This is a genomic window from Ensifer sp. ENS07 (assembly GCF_014852185.1).
Classification (GTDB): Bacteria; Pseudomonadota; Alphaproteobacteria; order Rhizobiales; family Rhizobiaceae; genus Ensifer; species Ensifer adhaerens.
Genome location: NZ_JACVBE010000001.1, coordinates 729182 through 746421, shown reverse-complemented (window position 1 = coordinate 746421; position 17240 = coordinate 729182). Strand labels below are relative to the sequence as shown.

At 63.0% G+C, this 17240-nt stretch carries 13 protein-coding genes; 8 read left to right on the top strand and 5 right to left on the bottom strand.

The features are described from left to right. The first annotated feature begins 91 nt into the window (after nt 1–91). Both IB277_RS03595 and groL read left to right on the top strand, forming a co-directional pair. The gene (locus IB277_RS03595) at nt 92–325 is read left to right on the top strand and encodes a hypothetical protein (protein WP_034803790.1); all 234 of its coding nucleotides are present in this window, start codon (nt 92–94) and stop codon (nt 323–325) included. Nucleotides 326–420: 95 nt separating this feature from the next. Continuing rightward, nucleotides 421–2046 carry a chaperonin GroEL gene (gene groL / locus IB277_RS03590; protein ID WP_090294569.1) on the top strand — a complete coding sequence of 542 codons (1626 nt, stop codon included), beginning with the start codon at nt 421–423 and terminating at the stop codon, nt 2044–2046. A gap of 427 nt (nt 2047–2473) precedes the next feature. On the opposite strand, the gene aspS is transcribed toward groL, so the two are convergent. Next, entirely contained in the window at nt 2474–4261 is a 1788-nt protein-coding gene (aspS, locus tag IB277_RS03585) for an aspartate--tRNA ligase (RefSeq protein WP_060580900.1), read from the bottom strand. 327 nt (nt 4262–4588) lie between these two features. On the opposite strand from aspS, the gene IB277_RS03580 reads away from it, so the two are divergent. The 4 genes from IB277_RS03580 (at nt 4589) to IB277_RS03565 (ending at nt 9784) form a co-directional block, all read left to right on the top strand. Continuing rightward, nucleotides 4589–5830 (top strand): MFS transporter, encoded by a 1242-nt coding sequence (locus IB277_RS03580; RefSeq protein ID WP_089043952.1) that lies wholly within the window; start codon nt 4589–4591, stop codon nt 5828–5830. A 93-nt stretch (nt 5831–5923) separates the two neighbouring features. Continuing rightward, a complete protein-coding gene (locus IB277_RS03575; RefSeq protein WP_090294571.1) occupies nt 5924–7324 on the top strand; it encodes a multicopper oxidase family protein in 1401 nt (466 codons plus the stop codon). 77 nt (nt 7325–7401) lie between these two features. Further along, a complete protein-coding gene (gene rnd / locus IB277_RS03570) occupies nt 7402–8574 on the top strand; it encodes a ribonuclease D (RefSeq protein WP_060522151.1) in 1173 nt (390 codons plus the stop codon). 160 nt (nt 8575–8734) lie between these two features. Further along, a complete protein-coding gene (locus tag IB277_RS03565) occupies nt 8735–9784 on the top strand; it encodes an adenylate/guanylate cyclase domain-containing protein (protein ID WP_034803810.1) in 1050 nt (349 codons plus the stop codon). 46 nt (nt 9785–9830) lie between these two features. Here IB277_RS03565 and IB277_RS03560 read toward each other — a convergent pair whose 3' ends face one another. Next, nucleotides 9831–10238 carry a DUF2000 family protein gene (locus IB277_RS03560; protein WP_192370712.1) on the bottom strand — a complete coding sequence of 136 codons (408 nt, stop codon included), beginning with the start codon at nt 10236–10238 and terminating at the stop codon, nt 9831–9833. On the opposite strand from IB277_RS03560, the gene IB277_RS03555 reads away from it, so the two are divergent. Continuing rightward, nucleotides 10237–11133 carry an AraC family transcriptional regulator gene (locus IB277_RS03555; RefSeq protein ID WP_090294572.1) on the top strand — a complete coding sequence of 299 codons (897 nt, stop codon included), beginning with the start codon at nt 10237–10239 and terminating at the stop codon, nt 11131–11133. The two genes, IB277_RS03560 and IB277_RS03555, sit on opposite strands and share 2 nt — an antisense overlap. Before the next feature lie 205 nt (nt 11134–11338). Next, nucleotides 11339–12697, top strand: coding sequence for an esterase-like activity of phytase family protein (locus tag IB277_RS03550; protein WP_090294574.1), 1359 nt, complete (start codon nt 11339–11341; stop codon nt 12695–12697). 63 nt (nt 12698–12760) lie between these two features. Here IB277_RS03550 and ppx read toward each other — a convergent pair whose 3' ends face one another. The 3 genes from ppx to hdaA form a co-directional block, all read right to left on the bottom strand. After that, entirely contained in the window at nt 12761–14284 is a 1524-nt protein-coding gene (gene ppx / locus IB277_RS03545; protein ID WP_090294575.1) for an exopolyphosphatase, read from the bottom strand. An 11-nt stretch (nt 14285–14295) separates the two neighbouring features. Beyond that, nucleotides 14296–16482, bottom strand: coding sequence for an RNA degradosome polyphosphate kinase (locus IB277_RS03540; RefSeq protein WP_034803821.1), 2187 nt, complete (start codon nt 16480–16482; stop codon nt 14296–14298). Between the two features lie 64 nt (nt 16483–16546). Beyond that, nucleotides 16547–17236 carry a DnaA regulatory inactivator HdaA gene (gene hdaA, locus IB277_RS03535; protein ID WP_090294577.1) on the bottom strand — a complete coding sequence of 230 codons (690 nt, stop codon included), beginning with the start codon at nt 17234–17236 and terminating at the stop codon, nt 16547–16549. Nucleotides 17237–17240: the final 4 nt, after the last annotated feature.

The window sequence follows — 17240 nt, the reverse complement described above, 5'->3', positions numbered from 1 at the left end:
ATCGGCGCTTGATGCCGGCCGGGTCTGGCCTATTTATTCCACCAAGGACCGAAATCCATGTTCCTGACCGATAAAACGGAAGGAGAAACCCATGGGACTGAAGCAGGCGGACATTACAGCCATCCTTGGCCCGGTTGACGAGACGCTGATGGCCGAACTGCTTGCGACCGGCGCGACGGCCGGCGAGCTTGCGGAGGCGATCGCCTGGGTCAACAACGATGAAGCGCTGATCGGGGAAGGCCGCCATCTGCCGGCCGGCCGCGTTGCGGCGCTGATCGATATCTTGACCCCGGACAACGAAGAAGAGCGGAATTTGGGACTGTAGTCGCGAAAGCCGGTTGCCGGGTACGTCCGATTGCAAGCCGCCTTCCGGGCGGCTGGGTGCGTGAGGCCATATGTTCGTGTTGAGGGAGGTCCACAATGGCTGCCAAGGAAGTCAGGTTCAGTAGCGATGCCCGCGATCGGATGTTGCGCGGCGTCGACATTCTCGCCGATGCGGTCAAGGTCACGCTCGGCCCGAAGGGACGCAACGTCGTCATCGAACGCGCCTTCGGCGCGCCGCGCATCACCAAGGACGGCGTGTCGGTCGCCAAGGAAATCGAGCTCGACGACAAGTTCGAGAACATGGGCGCGCAGATGCTGCGGGAGGTCGCGTCGCGCACCAGCGACGTGGCCGGCGACGGCACAACGACGGCCACCGTGCTCGCACAGGCCATCGTCAAGGAGGGTGTGAAGGCAATCGCGTCCGGCATGAACCCGATGGATCTGAAACGCGGCATCGATCTCGCCGTCGATGCGATCGTCGCAAAACTGAAGACCCATGCGCGCAAGATTTCCAACAATGAGGAGATCGCGCAGGTCGGCACGATCTCGGCCAACGGCGACGCCGAAATCGGAAGCTATCTGGCAAAGGCAATGGAGCGTGTCGGCAACGAAGGCGTGATTACGGTCGAGGAGGCGAAGACGGCCGAAATAGAGCTGGAGATCGTCGAAGGCATGCAATTCGACCGCGGCTATCTCTCCCCCTATTTCGTCACCGACCAGGAGAAGATGCGGGTTGAATTCGAAGACCCCTACATTCTCATTCACGAAAAGAAGCTTTCCAACCTGCAGGCGATGATCCCGATTCTCGAAGCAGTGATCCAGGCAAGCCGGCCGCTGTTGATCATCGCCGAAGATGTGGAAGGCGAAGCGCTGGCGACGCTGGTCGTCAACAAGCTGCGCGGCGGGCTGAAGATCGCCGCCGTCAAGGCGCCGGGCTTCGGCGACCGGCGCAAGGCGATGCTCGAGGACATCGCCATCCTGACGGGCGGGACCGTCATCTCCGAAGATCTCGGCATCAAGCTTGAAACCGTGACGCTCGCCAATCTCGGGCGGGCCAAGCGGGTGATGGTCGAGAAGGAAGACACCACCATCGTCGATGGCGCCGGCACCAAGGCGGACATCGACGGGCGTGTCGGCCAGATCAAGGCGCAGATCGAGGAAACGACCTCCGACTACGATCGCGAGAAGCTGCAGGAACGGCTGGCCAAGCTTGCCGGCGGCGTCGCGGTGATCCGGGTGGGCGGCTCGACGGAAGTGGAAGTGAAGGAAAAGAAGGACCGGGTCGACGATGCGCTGCATGCGACGCGGGCCGCGGTGGAGGAAGGCATTCTACCTGGCGGCGGCGTCGCGCTGCTCCGCGTCGTCCACGCGCTCGATGGGCTCAAGCCCGAAAATGACGACCAACGCGTCGGCGTCGAGATCGTCCGGCGGGCGCTGGAGGCGCCGGTGCGCCAGATCGCCGAAAACGCCGGCGCCGAAGGCTCGGTCATCGTCGGCAAACTTCGGGAGATGAGCGACTTCGCCCAGGGTTGGAACGCGCAGACCGGTGAATATGGCGATCTCTACCGCATGGGCGTCATCGATCCGGCGAAAGTCGTGCGGGCGGCGCTGCAGGATGCGGCGTCGGTCGCCGGCCTGCTTGTAACCACCGAAGCGATGGTCGCCGAAAAACCGAAGAAGAACCCACCCACGCCACCGCCCGGCCCCGGCATGGATTTCTGACCCGCGCCAGGCGGTCGGTCGCCTAACCGGACGGCTGCCGGTGCGCCCGACCTCGGCGATCGCAAGTTCAGCGATCGGCAGGAGGTCCGCATCGCCGGCACCGTCCTGCGTCTGCACGGTCATGCCCTGGAGAATGGCGCCGACGAAGCGCGCGAGGCCGCCGGCATCGGTATCCGCACGTAGTTCTCCGTCCGCTATGCCCTGCCGGAAGCGCGCCTCCAGCAAGGCCAGCGTCTCACTGCGCAGGGCAGAAGATCACCGTCGTAGCCATGACGAACACGACCTTCGAGGGCATGTGGGGTCCGTTCACCCGCGAGGTTCGCGACGCCATCTACGGCAGGCACTGAACAGACATCTGGCGCAGACAAAGAAAAAGCCCGGCGAGACGATCGCCGGGCTTTCCTTTTGGGGTCAGGTCCGTTCGACCTCAGTCCTTCTTCTGCGGAATCGGGCGGATCGCCAGTTCGCGCAGCTGGGCCGGCGTCGCTTCCGACGGTGCGCCCATCAGGAGGTCGACGGCCTGCTGGTTCATCGGGAAGATCGAAATCTCGCGCAGGTTCTTGGCGCCGACGAGCAGCATGACGATACGGTCGATGCCGAATGCCATGCCGCCATGCGGCGGTGCACCGTACTGGAAGGCGCGGTAGAGGCCGCCGAACTGATCTTCGACCTCCTGCTGCGACTTGCCGGTCAGCTCGAACGCCTTGACCATGACTTCCGGAAGCTGGTTACGGATCGAGCCGGAGGCGATTTCGAAGCCGTTGCAGACCATGTCGTACTGGTAGGCCTTGATCGACAGCGGATCTTCGCCGTTCAGCGCTTCCAGACCACCCTGCGGCATCGAGAAGGGGTTGTGGGCGAAGTCGATCTTCTTTTCGTCTTCCAGCCATTCGTAGAACGGGAAGTCGACGATCCAGCAGAATTCGTAGCGGTCGCGGTCGACGAGGTTCAGTTCCTCGCCGGCGCGGGTGCGGGCTTCGCCAGCAAACTTGTAGAACTTGGCGGGGTCACCGGCGACGAAGAAGCAGGCGTCGCCGTCGTCGAGGCCGAGCTGGGTGCGGATCGCATCCGTGCGCTCTTCGCCGATGTTCTTGGCGAGCGGGCCGGCGCCTTCGAGCTTTTCGCCCTCCTTGCGCCAGAAGATGTAGCCGAGGCCGGGCTGACCCTGGCTCTGCGCCCAGGCGTTCATGCGGTCGCAGAAGGCGCGCGAGCCACCGGTCTTGGCCGGGATCGCCCAGACTTCGACCTTCGGGTTAGACGCGATCATGTTCGCGAAGACCTTGAAGCCGGAACCGGCGAAGTGTTCGGTAACCGCCTGCATCTCGATCGGGTTGCGCAGGTCCGGCTTGTCGGAGCCGTATTTGCGGATCGCCGTGTCGTAAGGAATGCGCGGGAACTTTTCCGTCACCGGCTTGCCGTCGGCAAACTCCACGAAGATGTCGCGGATCACCGGTTCCATCGTCGACCAGACGTCTTCCTGCTCGACGAAGCTCATTTCCAGGTCGAGCTGGTAGAACTCGCCCGGCAGGCGGTCGGCGCGCGGGTCTTCGTCGCGGAAGCACGGGGCGATCTGGAAGTAGCGGTCGAAGCCGGCGACCATCAGCAACTGCTTGTACTGCTGCGGCGCCTGCGGCAGGGCATAGAAGCTGCCGGGATGAATGCGCGAAGGCACGAGGAAGTCGCGCGCGCCTTCCGGCGACGAGGCCGTCAGGATCGGGGTCGTGTATTCGGTGAAACCGACGTCGCCCATGTGGCGGCGCATCGACGAGATGATCTGGGTGCGCTTGACGATGTTCTTGTGCAGCGTGTCGCGACGCAGGTCGAGGAAGCGGTACTTGAGGCGCACGTCTTCCGGATAGTCCGGCTCGCCAAAGACCGGCAACGGCAGTTCCTTGGCGGCCGAGAGAACCTCGATCTCCTGCGCATAGAGTTCGATTTCGCCGGTTGGCATGCCCTTGTTGACGGTGTCATCCATGCGCGCCTTGACGAGGCCGTCAATGCGCACGACCCATTCGCCGCGAACGGTCTCGGCCGCCTTGAAGGCGGGGCTGTCGGGATCGGCAACGACCTGGGTGATGCCGTAGTGGTCGCGCAGGTCGATGAAGAGCAGGCCGCCATGGTCGCGGACGCGGTGGACCCAGCCCGAAAGGCGAACGGTGGAACCGACGTCCGACTTGCGGAGGGCGGCACAGGTGTGGCTGCGGTAACGGTGCATCGTCTTATCCCGGAATTGCAAAGAGCCGCGCAAGCTCGTGGGACACAGCGCGCGGCAACATGGTCAAAATCGGGCGGAAAAGCGCATGATGCGCAGCCTTTGTCAAGCTGCAGCGCCCGCTGCCGCCCCCGATGGAGGTGCGTTGTAAACGAAGGCAAGAGCCAGTCCAAGACCGCTTGTGACAGAAGGCGGCCGAAATGCCGCGAAAAGAACGGCAATCGTCACAATTCGGGACTGTCCGGCGGCAGAATGCGGGGCTACACATGAGCAAGGCCCGATAGTGATCCCACCCGAGTCGTGGCCGCCTGCCCGGATGTCGCCTGCCCCATGTCCCAGATTCGCCCGCTTATCCCCCTCCTCGTCACCGCAGGCATCCTCATCGGCGGCAACGGCCTGCAGGGCACTTTCATCTCGCTGCGTGCACTCGAAGAAGGTTTCTCGACATCGCTGATCGGCGTTATCGGCGCCGGCTACAATATCGGCTTCGCGCTTGGCTGCGTCTACGTCACCCGCATCCTGCGCTCGATAGGTCACATCCGCACCTTCTCGGCGATGGCGGCGATCGCTTCGGCCGCAGCCATCTCGATGGTGCTCGTCATCAATCCGCTGATGTGGTTCCTGATGCGGCTTCTTGCCGGCATCTGTTTCGCCTGCCTGTTTGCGACAGTCGAGAGCTGGCTCAATGCCAGCGTCACCAATAAAAACCGGGCCCGCACGCTTTCGGTCTATCGCCTCGTCGACCTCGGCTCGGTCACGGCCGCACAATATGTCATTCCTGGCATCGGGCTTGGCGGCTTCGAGCTTTTTGCCATCATCTCCATGGCGCTGACGCTGTCGCTGGTGCCGATCTCCTTTGCCGACCGCTCGAGCCCTGTGGCCCCGGAGGCGATCCGCTTCGACGTCAAAGCGCTCTGGAACATCTCGCCGCTTGCGACCGTCGGCTGCATCGTCGTCGGTCTGACCAACGCCGCCTTCCGCTCGCTCGGGCCGATCTATGCGCAGGGCATCGGCCTGTCGGTGACGGCAATCGCCACCTTCATGAGCGCCGGCATCATCGGCGGCGTCGTGCTGCAGTATCCGCTCGGCCACTATTCCGATCGGTTCGACCGCCGCCTGATCATCCTGATCGCCACCTTCGGGTCGCTGCTCGCAGGCTTGTTTCTCGCCTTCGGCGCCGGCAACGACGAATGGCTGAACTTTGCCGGCATCTTCCTGTTCGGCGCCTTTGCCATGCCGCTCTATTCGCTCTGTTCGGCCCATGCGAACGACCACGCGGCCGAGGGGCAGCATGCGCTCGTCTCCGCCGGCATGCTGTTCTTCTGGTCGCTCGGCGCGATCATCGGGCCGCTGTTTGCCTCCTTCCTGCTCGAGATCTTCGGGCCGCAGGCGCTGTTCATCTACACGGCAGCGATCCTCTTCCTGTTCATGCTCTACACCCTGCAGCGCATGACGGCGCGCGGGCCGGTGCCCGCCGGGGAGCGCGCCTTGCCGTTCCGCAATCTCCTGCGCACCTCGTCCTTTTTCAACAAGCTCGCCGCCGGCAACAACCACAAGCGCAAGGATCGCTGACCTGCGGCAAGATGCGCGCGATCCGGATAATTGCTGAACGCAATAATCAGGTTTAGAACCGGGGCACCTCAAACAGCAGCCGAGATTGCCGAAATGCCCGTCATCAGCCGTCGCACCTTCCTCCAAGGCTCCGCTGCTCTCGGAGGCGCCTTCGCGCTCGGCGCCGGCATGGCGGCGCGCGCCGGCACCGCACCCGATCCGCAGATCCTGATGGCACAGCTTGCCGAAGCCCAGATCGCCAAGGATGGGCTTACGCCCAAGGTCATGACCTACGGCTTGGGTGAGGCTCCAAGTACCGGCATGCCGCCCGTCCTGCGCATGCGCAAGGGCGAGCCCTATGCGGCCCGCCTCTTCAACCGGCTGGACGAGCCGACGACGGTACATTGGCACGGACTGCGCATTGCCAACGCCATGGATGGCGTGCCGGAACTGACGCAGCCCTATGTCTATCCGGGCGACCGTTTCGACTATGTGTTCACCCCGCCGGATGCCGGCACCTTCTGGTATCATCCACATTGCAACACGCTGACCCAGATGGGCGCCGGCCTGACCGGCATGATCGTCGTCGAGAACCCGGACGATCCGACGTTCGATGCCGAGATCGTGCTCAACCTGCGCGATTGGCGGCTCGGCACCGGCGGCGCGTTCATCGACGCATTCAAGCCGCGGGATGCGGCCCGCGGCGGCACTTACGGCACGGTGCGCACCGCCAACTGGCAGCAGGAGCCAACTTACGACGCACCGGCCGGCGGCCTGGTGCGCGTGCGCATCGCCGCAACCGACGTCACCCGCATCTATACGATCGGCCTTGAGGGCGCTGAGGCGATGGTCATCGCGCTCGACGGCAATCCGGTCGACAAGCCCTTTGCACTTGATCGCTACGATTTTGGGCCCGGCCAGCGCGTCGATCTTGTCGTGCGCATGCCCGACAGCGAGGGTCAGACGGTTGCGCTCGGCAACCTGCGTGGATCGCATCCCTGGACGATCGCGCGCTTCCGGTCAGCCGGAGCGTCGCTCGAGCGCGATCTTCGGGATGTCAGCCCCCTGCCCGCCAACCCGATCGCGGAAGCCGACCTCTCCACCGCCACCCGCGTGCCGCTCGAACTGACGGCGACGGCGGAGCACAAGGCGACGCCTTCGATCTGCGGTTCGCTTGGCTACACCTTCTGGGCGATCAACAAGGTTCCGTGGCCGGGCGACACGCCCGATCCGATCGCGCCGATCGAGGAGATGAAGCTCGGCAAGAGCTATGTGCTGGAGGTCGCCAACCGGACGCCGCATGCGCACCCGATCCATCTGCACGGCCTGAGCTTCCGCATTCTCAATTCCAACAAGCGGACTTTCCTGCCGCCGCCGACCGATACGATCCTGCTTTTGCCCGATGAACAGGCGGAAGTGGCGCTTGTGGCGGACAATCCGGGCGATTGGGTCGTGCATTGCCATATCATCGAGCACCAGAAGACCGGCATGACGGGTTATTTCAAAGTCGTCTGAGATTTCGATTGTGACAGATGCCGCGAAGAGTTACACGAAATTCCAAGCCGCATTTTCGCCACAGTGATTTAAATCTGATGATTGAAACAACAGCAGACCTTGAGGCCGCCTGCCAGCAGCTGGCCCTATCAAATTATATTACGATCGATACCGAATTTCTTCGCGAGACGACTTTCTGGCCGGAGCTTTGCCTGATCCAGATGGCGAGCCCGGACCTTGCCGTCATCGTCGACCCGATGGCGAAGGGCATCGATCTTGCGCCCTTCTTCGCGTTGATGGCAAACCCTGAGGTCATCAAGGTGTTCCATGCCGCGCGTCAGGACATCGAGATCATCTTCCATCTCGGAAACCTTATTCCGCATCCGATCTTCGATACGCAGGTCGCAGCGATGGTTTGTGGCTTTGGCGACAGCGTCTCCTATGACCAGCTGGTCAACCGCGTCACCGGCACGCAGATCGACAAGTCCTCGCGCTTTACCGACTGGAGCCGCCGTCCGCTGACCGAAAAGCAGCTCGACTATGCGCTGGCCGACGTCACGCATCTGCGCGACATCTACAAATACCTGGCGGCAGAACTCGAACGCGAAGGCCGTTCGCTCTGGCTGACCGAAGAGATGGCCATTCTCGAAGCCCGCGACACCTACGACCTGCACCCTGACGACGCCTGGCAGCGGCTGAAGATGCGGGTAAAGAAGCCGATCGAGCTCGCCGTGCTGAAGACGGTCGCCGCCTGGCGCGAGCGCGAGGCACGCGCCCGCAACGTGCCGCGCGGCCGCATCCTCAAGGATGACGCCATTTACGAGATCGCCCAGCAGCAGCCGAAGGATGCGGAAGCACTGGCACGGCTCCGGACCATCCCCAAGGGCTGGGAACGCTCCACCGCTGGAACGGCGGTCGTCGAGGCCGTCAACGAGGCGCTGGCGATCCCGAAGACCGATCTGCCGAAGCTTCCGCGCCAAAGCCATGCGCCGGAAGGTGCTGCGGCCGCTGGCGAGATGCTGAAGGTGCTTTTGAAGCTGATCGCCGAGAAGCAGGGTGTCGCCGCGAAGATCATCGCCAACAGCGAAGATCTCGACAAAATAGCTGCCGAGGGCGAGAAGGCGGATGTCGCCGCGCTCAAGGGCTGGCGGCGCGAACTCTTCGGCGAAACGGCACTGAAGCTGATCAACGGCGACGTTGCCCTGCGCTTCGTCGACAAGAAGATCGAAGCAGTGGAAATCAGCGCCGAGATCACGTCCGCGTCAGCTTGAAAAAGGGATTGGGCGGAGACAAGTTTCCGCCTGAATCCAGCTCTAGCGAAGGGCCGGGCGGAACAGAATCACCATCGTATCAAACGATGTGACGTGAGCCGGCGCCTTGGGCAACGCCGACCGACACGGATGCCGCCTTTCCGGTACCGGAGCTTTCTGCATGCGTTGGCGCTTTTCGACTTTCGAAGGACTTCTCTTGCTGCTGGTCGTCGCAGGCGCCGGCGCGGTCTACGCATGGGTTTTCTACGGCAAGGGCGCCCTGATCGGCGCGACCTATGCGCTCTTCATGTGCCTGCCGATCATCGCCTTCGAGCGACGCATCATTTTCCGGCGCCTGCATCGACGGATCCACGCCTTTTCCACGCCGGTCTTTTTCGTCGCGTCGCTGGTGATCTACTTCGTGCTTCTCGACATCGGATATGCCGCCGCTGGCCTGCTCATGCAGTCGGGCGGCGTCATGGAGGACCATTGGATGGACGCGATGATGCCGTCCAAGACGGTCCTAATCTTCGCGCTCGGCGTATCAGGTTCGCTCGTCTTCATCCTCAGGGTTCGCGAACTCCTCGGGCGCGACGTCTTTTTGAGCCTGCTCACCGGCCGCTATCGCAGACCGGTCGAGGAAGAACGCGTCTTCCTCTTCATCGACCTGGCCGGCTCGACCGCCTATGCCGAGAAACACGGCGACCTGCGGATGCAGGAGTATCTCGGCAGGCTGTTTGCGACGATCGCCGACCCGGTCATGCGCTACCGCGGCTCGATCGACGACTATATCGGTGACGCCGCCGTCATTACCTGGCCTTTCGATCGCGCCACCAACAATGCGGCCTGCATTCATTGCGTCTTCGACATTCTGGAAATGATCGATGCGGATGCGCGCCGTTGGCAAAAGGAGTTCGGCGAGGTTCCGCGGCTGCGCGCGGCGCTTCATGGCGGCACCATCGTTGCGGCGGAAATCGGGCTCGACCGGCACAAGATCACCTATTTCGGCGATACGGTGAACACCACCGCCCGGCTCGAAGGTTTCTGCAAGACGCTCGGCCACCAGGTACTGATCTCCACCGATCTCGCCCGCAAGATGCGTCTGCCGCATTATGTGCGGGTCGAGGATCTCGGCGAGCACGCCGTCAGAGGACGCGGGCAGAAGCTTGGCGTTCTGTCGTTGCGCGCAGGCAGCGCGGCTCCTCAGCTGGCATCGACCGCGGCCGAGTGATCCCGGCCGGCGCGCAGGGCATCGATCGGCCGGATCGCGATCGCCGTCAGCCGTGCAGCTTGGCACCCTTGGTGATCTTGTCGACCAGCTTCTTGTCCGCATGAATGGCAATGCCGGCGACTGCCGCGTCGTCCGGCCTGGTCTCGGCGAAAACCGCACGGTTGGCGTGGTCGTGACCGGTGGCAAACATGCCGTCGACATAGATCGAAGCTTTGACCTCTCTTTCGATCGCGCGCCGTTGAATGTTGCCGAGCGTCTTCCCATCTGCGGCAAGGACGATGATCGGCTGGATGCTCAAGGCGTTGTAGACGTTGCCGGCGCCATCGCGATAATCTTCGCCGATGATCCCGGGCTTCTGTCCGGCGATCCCGGTGGCGAGGAAGGCGGTGACGTTGAGCTTCTGCCAGGTTGCCCAGTCCTCGCGCAAGACGATTGCAAATTTGGTATCGAACATGACGGCCATCTCCATTTCAGCCCGACAGGGCGTGCCGGAAGACGCATTATCGGACGGCGCTGCGATCGATCTTGAACGATTGTGCGGCGCGCCCGGCGACGGCATTCGGGTTGCGCCTGCGGTCGATGGCATCGAGCGCATCGAGGCGCGCCTGCATGGAAAATTTTTCGAGCCGCACCGCCACGACACCTATGCCATCGGCGTAACGCTCGGCGGCGTCCAGACGTTTCAGTATCGCGGCGAAAGCCGCTTCAGCAATCCTGGAAGCATCATCATCCTCCACCCGGACGAGATCCATGATGGCGGCGCGGGAACGGAGATCGGGCTGCGCTACCGGATGATGTATCTGCAGCCGGAACGGCTACTCGCAGCCCTTGATGAAACCGACCGCTCCCTGCCCTTCGTCTCAGCCCCTGTCGTGGGCGACGAGGCGCTGCGGCAGGCGGTCGGCGAAGCCGTGATGGATCTCGACAATGGCATCGACGAACTGGCGCTCGACGACATTCTCGTGCGGATCGCCGAGGGGCTCTACCGTCACGCCGGCACCAAGGACGCCAAGCCCGCAAAGGCCGACAAGCGTGCCGTTCTACAGGCGAGCGAATTCCTTCGCGCCAATCTCGAACGGCCCGTCGGCTCGCAGGAACTTGAGGCGGTGAGCGGGCTCGATCGCTTCACGCTCGCCCGGCAATTCCGCCGGGTTCTCGGCACCAGCCCCCATCGCTACCTGCTGATGCGCCGGCTGGAGCGGGCACGGCAGATGATCGCCCGGGGCGAAAGCCTTGCCGGTGCTGCGCTCGAAACCGGCTTTGCCGACCAGGCGCATTTCACCCGTCATTTCAAGCGCGCCTACGGCCTGACGCCCGGCCGCTGGGCAAGCCTCGCCGTCGCCGGCTAATCCTGTCACCAAAGCTTCATCGGGTTGTAAAGCAAGCATCACCCAACCGTCATCATAGCCGCCTATCGGGTTGCGGACTGCAGCGCCGCGCGTCCTGGGACGCGCAAGGGTCGCTGCAGCACATCGAATTTGCTGCACGTCTGCCTCCTTGGATCTAGGGCGACCCAAGGAGACATGCAGAAGGCTCCAACCCAAGGTGAACCTCATGACGAAAACGCTTCTCGCCACCGCGGCTCTTTCTCTTTTGATGACGATGGCCGCCTCGGCCGAGGAAAAGTCCTTTACCGCGACGCTGAAGGGCCACGCGATCCTGCCGGCCAACACGATCATCGTCGCCCCCTCGGACGCACCGGAATACCTCAAGACCTCCGGCAAGTTCACCACCGCGGACCGCAAGCGTGCCGAAGCGCTCGGCACCGTTCCGGGCAAGGACGGCGTTCGCCTGACCGGCCTGTCGCTGCCCTTCGACGGCCAGCCGATGCAGGGCTTTTCCGGCATCAAGGCGATGGAAGACGGCACCTTCTGGAGCCTCTCCGACAACGGTTTCGGCAGCAAGATGAACTCCAGCGACGCCATGCTGATGCTGCACCACGTGAAGATGGACTGGGACGCCGGCAAGGTCGAAGCACTGAAGACGTTGTTCCTGACCGACCCGGACAAGAAGGCCCCCTTTCCGATCGTCATGGAAGGCTCGGACAAGCGTTATCTCACCGGCGCCGACTTCGACGTCGAATCGATCCAGCCGGTTGCGGACGGCTTCTGGGTCGGTGAAGAGTTCGGCCCCTACATCCTCAAGTTCGATCTCGACGGCAAGCTGACCGATGTGATCGCGACCACGGTCGACGGCAAGCCGGTGCTTTCGCCCGACAATCCGACGCTGACGCTGCAGGGCGATCCCTCGAAGAAGACGCCCGCCTTCAACCTGAAGCGCTCCGGCGGCTATGAAGGCATGGCGCTTTCCAAGGACGGCAGCAAGCTTTACGGCCTGCTCGAAGGCCCGCTCTGGACCGACAGCGAAACGGTCGAGCAGGCCGATGGCCGCCCGGCGCTGCGCATCATCGAACTCGATGTTGCGAGCAAAGCCTGGACCGGCCGCAGCTGGCTCTATCCGCTGGCCGAAGGCGGCGAGGCGATCGGCGACTTCAACATGCTCGACGACAAGACCGCACTGGTGATCGAGCGCGACAATGGCGCCGGCACGGTGGACAAGGCCTGCGCCGATCCGAAGGACCCGAAGCCGGACTGCTTCGCAACGGGCTCCAAGGTCAAGCGCATCTACAAGATCGCCTTTGACGACAACAATGCCGGCAAGGCCGTGCGCAAGATCGGCTACATCGACCTCTTGAAGATCGCCGATCCGGACAACAGGAAGCGCCAGGGCGGCGGCGAAGGCTTTTACGATATGCCCTTCGTCACCATCGAGAACGTCGACCGCGTCGATGAGACCCACATCATCGTCGGCAACGACAACAACCTACCGTTCTCGGCCGGCCGCGCGCTCGACAAGGCCGACGACAACGAGTTCGTGCTGCTCGAAGTTGGCGACTTCCTCAAGGCCGATTAATCAAAAGGGCGCGCGAACATCTGTTCGCGCGCCCTTCCCGTTTGACCGGTTGACTTTTCGGCGTCAGCTTTCGAAGTGGAAAGCGAGACGCTTGCCAGTGAGCTTTCCAAGCTGCTGCAGGCGTCCGTCCAGGCGCTCGCCCTGGAATTCCGAATAGTCCGCAGGCACGACGATTTCGAGGTCCACGTCCGGCAGAGACGACTTGCGGAACGTCAGGTTACGGGCAATCCCCGGCATCGATGCGGAGAAAAGATAGGCGACACGCAAGAGGCCGCCGAGCAGCTTTGCCAGTTCCAGCAGGCGCGGCGTGGTGATGCCGGCAAGTGCGTTCGTGGCGCCGTCGTCGTTGAGCCCCTCGAAGCGGTAATAATTGGAAAGCGCAATATAGGCGCGGCCGGCATGGGTAATGCCGGAGAAGGTCGAGTGGGCGATGATGTTCAGCGCCTGGAGACCGCGATAGTCGGGGTGCGCCCGCCAGCTGATATCCGCAAGCAGGCAGGCCGCCTGGCGATACCGGCCTTCCTCTTCCGTCTCCTCGATCCCGAAGAACGGCACCATGCGACCGGTCCAGTCAGCCAGTTCGCGGGCGTGCTCGGGCGAGCGGGCACGCAGGATGGCGATCTCGTTGGCCGCCGTCAGCAGCGGATCCTGAGCACGTTCCTCGTCCCTCAAGAGCGAGAAAAGATAACCTTCGCGAACGCCGAGCGCCGAGAAGGAAATCCGCTCCGGCCTCATGATCGAAAGCGCTTCCTGCATGGCGATCGCGCCGAAGGGCAGAAGGCTGCGGCGGCTCTTCGAAATCGTCGAATAGGCAGACGGCTTGATGTTCTTCGGCTCGATCACTTCCGGCAAAAGCGCCATCGCCTCGTCAAAGGAAATCTCGTAGCCCTGCATCATGTGCAGCGGATAGTCGCGGATCTCCATGTGCAGCTTGGCGATCGAGCGCCAAGTGCCACCGACCGCATAGAACGTCCGTCCCGTGCCGGTCTTCAGCACCGCCGAGTTCTTCATGAACTTGCGCACCCAGGTGCGCGCCTTGGTGAGCGAGCCGTTGCTGTGTTCGAACAAACGGATACCGCCGAGCGGGAGGGTGATGCCCTTGCCGATCTTCGTGCCGGAGACCTCGACGAGTTCCAGCGAGCCACCGCCAAGGTCGCCGACGACACCGTCGGGATCGTGATAGCCGCTGACGATGCCCATCGCGGAATAATAGGCCTCTTCCTCGCCGGTAAGGATGCGGACCTTGTGACCGAGGATCGCCTCCGCCTTCTCGATGAAGGCGGGGCCGTTGCTCGCTTCGCGTGCGGCGGCCGTCGCCAGCACATACATCGAGGTCGCACGCGCCTGCTTGGAGAGCGCGTGAAAGCGGTGCAGCGCTTTCAGCGCGCGCTCGACGCTGTCTTCATCCATGCGTCCGGTCGCATCGATGCCCTTGCCGAGACCGCACATCACCTTTTCGTTGAACAGCATGGCCGGCGAGCGGCTCAGGCCTTCATAGACGACAAGGCGGATGGAGTTCGAACCGATATCGATAACGGAAACCGGGCGGATGCCGGGCAGACGCCCCTGCGCTTCAGATTCGACCATGCAATTCCAGTTTATTTGTGCCAGCCGCTCTTCCAGCCGGCTATGAGCTTCGGTGCGCTGGACTTCAGGGCCTCGCCCCGGCCGGAGAGGCTGGGATTGGTCATGAAATAGTGCTGTGCGTTGAAAGGCTCGGCATCCTTGCCGACTTCCATCCGGCGAGAGGTGCCATCGGGAAGAATTTCGTAGCTCTGCTGGTTGTCGATGAGATTACCCAGCATGATCTGCGACAGAACCTGTTCGTGCACAGTCCGGTTGATGAGAGGCACGAGCGTCTCGACCCGCCGATCCAGATTGCGCGGCATCATATCCGCCGAGCCGATATAGACAAGGGCATTCTCCGACGGAAGCCCGTGACCGTTGCCGAAGCAGAATATCCGGGAATGTTCGAGGAATCGGCCGACGATGGACTTGACACGGATATTGTCCGAGAGCCCCGGGACCTGCGGGCGCAGGCAGCAGATGCCGCGCACCACCAGGTCGATTTCGACGCCGGCACGGCTCGCCTTATAGAGCGCGTCGATGATCTCCGGATCGACGAGCGAGTTCATCTTCATCCAGATCGCCGCCGGGCGCCCGGCCTTGGCATGCTCGATTTCTTCGTCGACGTGCCTGAGAATGCGCGGGCGCAGCGTGTGCGGCGAGACGGCCAGCTTCATGCCCGCCTCCGGCTCGCCGTAGCCGGTGATGAAGTTGAAGATGTTCGCCATGTCGTGGGCGATGACCGGGTTGCAGGTGAAGAACGACAGGTCGGTGTAGATCTTCGCGGTGACCGGGTGATAGTTGCCGGTGCCGAGATGGCAATAGGTCCGAAGCTTGCCCTCTTCGCGCCGCACCACCATCGACATTTTGGCGTGGGTCTTCAGTTCGATGAAGCCGAAGACGACCTGGACGCCGGCGCGTTCGAGGTCGCGCGCCCAGCGGATATTGGCCTCCTCGTCGAAGCGGGCCTTGAGCTCGACCAGCGCCGTCACCGACTTGCCGGCCTCGGCGGCGTCGATCAGGGCGCGCACGATCGGGCTGTCGTTCGACGTGCGGTAAAGCGTCTGCTTGATGGCGACGACTTCAGGATCGCGCGCTGCCTGCAACAGGAACTGCACGACCACGTCGAAGGACTCGTAGGGGTGATGCACCACCATGTCCTTCTCGCGGATCGCCGCCAGGCAGTCGCCGGCATGCTCGCGCACGCGCTCGGGGAAACGCGGATTGTACGGCTCGAAGCGCAGATCGTCGCGTGGAGCCTTGGTGATTTCGGACAAAGTGTTGAGTGCCAGCAGTCCCGGCAGGACGGCGATCCGGTTTTCCGGGACGCCCAGTTCCTGCACGACGAACTGGCGCAGCGACGCCGGCATCTCCGAATCGGTCTCGATGCGGATCACCGAACCGCGGCGACGGCGCTTCAGCGCGGTCTCGAAAAAGCGAACGAGGTCTTCCGCCTCTTCTTCCACCTCGATATCGCTGTCGCGAATGATGCGGAAGGTACCGGAGCCTTTGACCTCATAGCCCGGAAACAGCCGGTCGATGAACTGGCTGACCATGTCTTCGAGGGTGATGTAGCGGATGACGTTCTTGACGTCGGGCAGCCGGATGAAGCGGTCGAGTGCCACCGGCAGACGCAGGAGCGCCGTCATTGGCTCGCGGCCGGTCTTGCTGACGAGCTGCAGGCCCATCGAAAAGCCGAGGTTCGGAATGAAGGGGAACGGATGCGCCGGGTCGATGGAGAGCGGTGTCAGCACTGGGAAGATCGACTGATCGAACTCGTTGGCAAGCCAGCTCCTGTCCTGCACCGAAAGCGAGGCCGGGCGAACGATCAGGATGTCTTCCTTGGCGAGATACTGCTGAAGCACGGCGAGCGAGGCCTGCTGCTCCATCTGCAGATTGTCGATTTCCTTCAGGATGTCTTCGAGCTGCTCGACCGGGGTCTTGCCGTCGGGCGAACGCATCGAGAGGCCCTGGCGCACCTGGCCTTCGAGGCCGGCGACGCGCACCATGAAGAACTCGTCGAGGTTGGCGGCAGAGATCGACAGAAAGCGAACACGCTCCAGCAGAGGATGCGCCGTGTTCAGCGTTTCCTCGAGCACGCGGCGATTGAACTGCAGCCAGGAAAATTCGCGGTTGATGAAGCGCTGCGGGCTCGTCAGCAGGTCGACGTCCTCCGCCGATGCCTGGTTTTCGTTCACCGCAGATAGCGCGTTATCCATGCTTTTCAGATCCCATTGCTCCGGCTGCACCGGCTATCTCAGTTTGACGACGGTTCTGTGACAGTCAATCGGACCGACGCTGATTTCCCAGTTCTTCGAGAACTTCAGAAGCGAGCGCGCGTGAAAGCTTCGTGCCGCGGGCCAGCGCCAGATGGTCGATGCGCTCGACGATCGTCTGCGCCGCCTCCAACGAGCGCTCCATGCGCTGGACGATGTAGCCCACCAGCCGCTCGTCGACGAAAAGCTGGCGATCGGCAAAGAGCTTGATCAGCACCTGCGTCAGCAATTCGTCGTCCGGCTCACCGATCTCGACCACGGTCGCCGCCTTCAGGCGCGAGCGCAGGTCCGGCAGCGTCACTGGCCAGGACATCGGCCAGAGCCGCGTCGTCATCAGCAGGCTGGTGCCGTGCTGGCGCACGTTGTTGATGACGTGGAACAGCGTCGTGTCGTCGAAGCCGCTGCGATCGGCATCCTCGAATAGAACAGGTCTTTCGGCCGCGATCAACGCGGCATCGGAACCGGCGAGCGGGTGGATCACTTCCGCTCTTGCCCGCTCCTTCCAGATGCTGGCGAGATGCGATTTTCCCGAGCCGACCGGGCCGGCGATGATGACCACGGGCGCCGGCCAGTCCGGCCAGTGATCGACGATGGCGATGGCCGCGCTCAGCCTGTCGGAGACGAGCAGGTCCTCACGACCCGTCGCCGGGTCGTGGCCGAAAGCCAGGGGGATTTGTTCAAATGGGCGTTTTGTCATGCTG

Excerpts from the sequence above, each read along its gene's own strand:
- ppx (WP_090294575.1), bottom strand. The coding sequence starts at position 14,284 with ATGGTCGAATCTGAAGCGCAGGGGCGTCTGCCCGGCATCCGCCCGGTT.
- hdaA (WP_090294577.1), bottom strand. The coding sequence starts at position 17,236 with ATGACAAAACGCCCATTTGAACAAATCCCCCTGGCTTTCGGCCACGAC.
- IB277_RS03575 (WP_090294571.1), top strand. The coding sequence starts at position 5,924 with ATGCCCGTCATCAGCCGTCGCACCTTCCTCCAAGGCTCCGCTGCTCTC.
- IB277_RS03560 (WP_192370712.1), bottom strand. The coding sequence starts at position 10,238 with ATGTTCGATACCAAATTTGCAATCGTCTTGCGCGAGGACTGGGCAACC.
- IB277_RS03550 (WP_090294574.1), top strand. The coding sequence starts at position 11,339 with ATGACGAAAACGCTTCTCGCCACCGCGGCTCTTTCTCTTTTGATGACG.
- aspS (WP_060580900.1), bottom strand. The coding sequence starts at position 4,261 with ATGCACCGTTACCGCAGCCACACCTGTGCCGCCCTCCGCAAGTCGGAC.
- IB277_RS03595 (WP_034803790.1), top strand. The coding sequence starts at position 92 with ATGGGACTGAAGCAGGCGGACATTACAGCCATCCTTGGCCCGGTTGAC.
- groL (WP_090294569.1), top strand. The coding sequence starts at position 421 with ATGGCTGCCAAGGAAGTCAGGTTCAGTAGCGATGCCCGCGATCGGATG.
- IB277_RS03555 (WP_090294572.1), top strand. The coding sequence starts at position 10,237 with ATGACGGCCATCTCCATTTCAGCCCGACAGGGCGTGCCGGAAGACGCA.
- IB277_RS03540 (WP_034803821.1), bottom strand. The coding sequence starts at position 16,482 with ATGGATAACGCGCTATCTGCGGTGAACGAAAACCAGGCATCGGCGGAG.
- IB277_RS03580 (WP_089043952.1), top strand. The coding sequence starts at position 4,589 with ATGTCCCAGATTCGCCCGCTTATCCCCCTCCTCGTCACCGCAGGCATC.
- IB277_RS03565 (WP_034803810.1), top strand. The coding sequence starts at position 8,735 with ATGCGTTGGCGCTTTTCGACTTTCGAAGGACTTCTCTTGCTGCTGGTC.
- rnd (WP_060522151.1), top strand. The coding sequence starts at position 7,402 with ATGATTGAAACAACAGCAGACCTTGAGGCCGCCTGCCAGCAGCTGGCC.